The organism is Microbacterium sp. P2_F9 (assembly GCF_056403635.1).
The window spans coordinates 1-4285 of the sequence record NZ_JBFUFC010000258.1; the positions used below are offsets into that span (position 1 = coordinate 1).

Below are 4285 nucleotides of genomic sequence, written 5' to 3' on the forward strand. Positions count from 1 at the left end.
GGATGAGGTCGGCTTCGATGCCCAGGTCGGCGAGCTGGGTGATCCGCTCCTCGAGTCGGTGGAAATGCGTGACATCGAAGCGCTCGAGGTCGAACCCGTCTTCGAGCGACCCGGGGAAGACGAAGTCCTCGGGCTCGTTCGCGTTGTAGAGGTACGACTTCGGGAAGACGCACATCCGCAGCTTGGTGAACGGGGCGTCRGCCAAGGTGCGCAGCGTCTGCTCCTGCAGGGCTGCGGGCTGATGGGTCCAGGCATAGGCCGTAGTGCCGAGCGGGCGGTGGCGGGTGCCGTCGGCGTGCCGGAAGTGCAAGCCGTCCACGCGAACCGGGCCGTGGCTGCCCTTGCGGCCAGGTACAACCGTGACCGTCCCCACGATGCCGTCGAGCGATCGGGCGGTCGATCGCGTGAGGAAGGTCCACTCGCCCTCCACGTCGGCGAGCGCGCGGATGACGTATCGCCCACCGCCGTCATAGAACCCGCCGACCCGCAGCTCCTCGCCGCCACGCGTGAAGACGGCATCCAGCTCCACGTCGACGAAGGGGTTGCCGTGCGACGGGCCGTCGAGGCGCACCTCGAGCACATCCCACAGCGGCACGGGAGCGGGAAAGACGACGGATGCCGAGCCCCGCGCCACCGTCTCGTCCTCGTAAGCGGGGTCGGGCGCGATCGCCGGCGCGTACGGCGGGCGGCCGACGCCGTCGCCGACCCCGGAGAGCTCGTCCCACAGGCGCTCCCGCTCGGCTGGGTCTTCGAGGGCCGGAATGAAGGCGACGAGTGAACCCAGCCGGCCGTCGCGGTACTGCGCGACCATCGGCGACGCGGCGATGCCAGGCATGTACCGCTCCAGGATCGCCCGTGCGGCGGGGTTGTCGAGGGCTTCGCCGAAGGTGGACGCGCGGTCGAACATGATGTCTCCTAGTGGTGGTTACGCGGCGAGGCAGTCAGGAGGTCGCGGCGCGCACGGCCGCATCCACCTTCGCGAGCACGTCGGGCGGGGTGAACATGAGCGCGGTGGCGAGTGGCCGCCCCGCGCCCCAGGAGGTGCCCGAGCGTACGCCCTCGGCCATGCCTGGGTCGACGGCGGCGAGCGTGTCGAGCACGGCGCGGTAGGCGCGCGGGTCGTCGATGATCTCAGCGAGGGATGCTTCGAGCCCCGGCAGCGGCGCTCGCTCGACCGCGACCGGCGCGGGGACGCGCCACTCGTGCACGCCGGATACCACCTCGATGGCGACCGATGTTCCGGGCAACTCGACGACCGCGGTCGTGTTCGCCGGCACCACGGCGCGTACGACGATCTCGGCTCCGTCGCGGTGCCACGCGACGGAGGCCTCGCCGTAGGGCGTGAGGTGGCGTGCGGACGCGTGCTCGAGTCCGGCGAGCGGCTGCGGCGCGATGCGCAGCTGCGCGTAGCCCGGCGCGGCCGGGGCGAGCCCCGCCACCGTCCGGTGCAGCCAGTCCGCGACCGCTCCGAGGGCGTAGTGGTTGAACGACGTCATCTCGCCCGGGTTCACCGAGCCGTCCGGCAGCAGGCTGTCCCAGCGCTCCCAGACCGTCGTCGCGCCCATCGTCACGGGGTAGAGCCACGAGGGGCACTCCGTCTGGACGAGAAGGCGCTCGGCGGCGGCGAGATGTCCACCATCGGTGAGCGCATCGGTCACGAGCGGTGTGCCCACGAAGCCGGTGGCGATGCGGTACCCGCCTTCGCGGACGAGCACCGCGAGCCGGTCGGCGAGGGCCTGACGCAGCTCCGGATCGGTCACGAGATCGAACTCGAGGGCGAGCGCGTACGCCGTCGGGGCGTCGCTCATCATGCGGCCGGCCGGTGTCACGTAGTGCGCCACGAACGCTGCCCGGCTGCGCTCGGCGAGCGCGGCGTAGGTCTCGGCGTCGTCGTCGAGACCGAGCAGAGCGGCCGCATCCGCGACCTGACGGAGCGACTGGGCGAGGTAGGCGGTCGCCACGATGTCGCCGTCGACCTTCGCCTGGAAAGGCTTGTCCGGCGGAGCGGAGGGATCCAGCCAGTCGCCGAGCTGCATGCGGCCCGCCCAGGGACCCTGGTGTCCGGCATCCCGAAGCACCGCATCGGTCCACGCCTTCATGCTCGCGTACTGCGCCTCGATCACGCTGAGATCGCCGAACCGCTCGTACAGCACGGTCGGCACGGCGGTCGCGGCATCCCCCCACGCCGCGGTCGGTCCGCCGCCACCGAACGCGGGGAGCGCCGCGGGGATGACGAGCGGCACCTCGCCGTCGTTGCGCGCCTGCTCGTGGGCGAGGTCGCGCAGCCACGAGGTGAGGAAGCCGTCGCTGTCGTAGAGGAAGCTCGCGGTCGGCGAGAACACCTGGATGTCGCCCGTCCAGCCGAGGCGCTCGTCGCGCTGCGGGCAGTCGGTCGGGATCGAGAGGAAGTTGCCGCGCATGCCCCACACGACGTTCTCGTGCAGACGCTCGATGAGCGGGTCGGATGCCTCGAACCACCCCGTGCGGGTCATGTCCGTGTGCAGCACGACGGCTTCGACGTCGGCGGGGTCGATCTCGCCGCCAGTGATCTCGGCGTACCGGAACCCATAGAACGAGAACCGGCTCTCGAGGATCTCGACGCCGGCGCCGGCGAGGGTGAAGGCGGCGGTCGCCTTCGCGTTGCGCAGGGGACGGATGCCGAGCTCGCCGTCTTCGAGCACCTCGGCGTGCCGGATGGTCAGGGTCGTGCCGGCGGCGCCGGTGGCCCGGATCCGCACGCGCCCGACGAGGTTCTGCCCGAAGTCGAGGATGCGACCGCCGGAGGGGGTCGGGATCACCTCGGCGACCGGGAGGGTCTGGGTGCGGCGCACCGGCGGGGCGATCCGCGCCTCGGGGACGGGCACGTTCTCGTACTCGGGGAGCGCGGCGGCGCCGACGCGCACGGGCGTCCAGGCTGTGCCGGCCGCTGATGGGCCGGTCGCTGAGCCTGTCGAAGCGTCGTCGTCAGGCCCTTCGACAAGCTCAGGGACCGCCGGGTGGAGCTCAGGGACCGACGGGGCCGACGGGGTCGACCAGCCGGGCACGGCGCGACGGAGGTCCTGGGTCTCGCCCGGGTAGATGCCGCTGTCGACGATCGGGCCCTCGCCGGAGGCGGTCCAGCCGTCGCCGGTGGCCGCGATCGTCGCGGTGGTGCCGTCGGTGTAGGTGACGCGGAGCTGACCGAGGAACGACGGCTGGGTGCCGTAGAGGCGGGCCGCGAAGTTGAAGAACCCGTACTTCTCGGTGTACCAGCCGCCGGCCACCGAGGCGCCGAGCACGTTCTCGCCCTCGCGGACGAGTGCGGTGACGTCGACGGTCTCGTGCACGAGCCGGTCGCGATAGCTGGTCCAGCCGGGGGCGAGGACGTCGTCCGAGACCGGTGAGCCGTTGAGCTCGGGCTCGGCGACGCCGAGGGCGGTCCAGAAGAGCAGGGCGCGCTCCACTGGCTGGTCGAGCGTGAATGCGGTGCGCAGCAGCACCGGCTGCGCTTCGCGCGCCGGGTTCTGCAGCCCGATCGGCTGGGCGACCCATTCGCCCTCGGCGAGGAAGCCGGCCTCGACGCGCAGCGGCTCGCTCTGCGCGGTCTCCGCACCCGAGACGGCGCGCACCAGCACGGTGACATCGCGGCGCTCGCCGGGTGCGAGTGGGGGGAACGGCCAGGCGACGAGCACACTGCTTCGGCCCTCGATGGTCACGGTCTCGCGGCCGTCACTCAGCTCGGCGGAGGCCTGCAGCCAGCCGGCCTCGGACGATTCGACAGTCCAGCTCAGCCGCGGGGTCGGGGTGGCGACGAACGCGGTGTCGTCTCGGAGTTCTGCGCGCAGCGTTGCGACACGGGAGGGCTCGGTCACTCATCGTCTCCTTCGGCGATTTCGTTGAAACGATACAGCGACGAAGGCGACGCCGACGCGGATCTCCCGATCAATGGGACGCGATGCCTTCAGTGTCGGGAAGGATGATTGCCTTGGGAGCCGTGCCGATTCAGGCGCCCGGACTGGCGACGGCGGGGGTCGCCCTGCACTGCCGGGCCTGATATTTCCCCTCCGGTCGCCTCCGCCGAAACCACCGACTTCGCGCCAATCCACCGACCTCAGCGTGACGAGATGGGGCGGTTTCAATCTGTCAGTGCAACGTCTCGGATGTACGTGTCGAGTGTTTCGGCAGGTGTCGCGAAGAGCAAGGTCTTGCGGGGTCGGATGTTGAGCAGTCGTTGCGTGTCGGCGAGGTCGGCGTCGGTGATCGTGTTGAAGTTCGTGCCCTTGGGGTAGAAGTCGCGGATCAGCCC

2 protein-coding genes and 1 pseudogene are annotated in these 4285 nt (G+C 71.0%); all 3 read right to left on the reverse strand.

What is annotated here, in order from left to right:
- Positions 1-907: DUF5060 domain-containing protein (locus AC1DVT_RS18305; protein ID WP_477390596.1), on the reverse strand; the 907-nt coding region annotated here is incomplete at its 3' end.
- 34 nt (positions 908-941) lie between these two features.
- Positions 942-3851, reverse strand: coding sequence for a family 78 glycoside hydrolase catalytic domain (locus AC1DVT_RS18310; protein WP_477390597.1), 2910 nt, complete (start codon positions 3849-3851; stop codon positions 942-944).
- A gap of 263 nt (positions 3852-4114) precedes the next feature.
- Positions 4115-4285, reverse strand: a pseudogene (locus tag AC1DVT_RS18315) (IS30 family transposase); the annotation flags it as partial.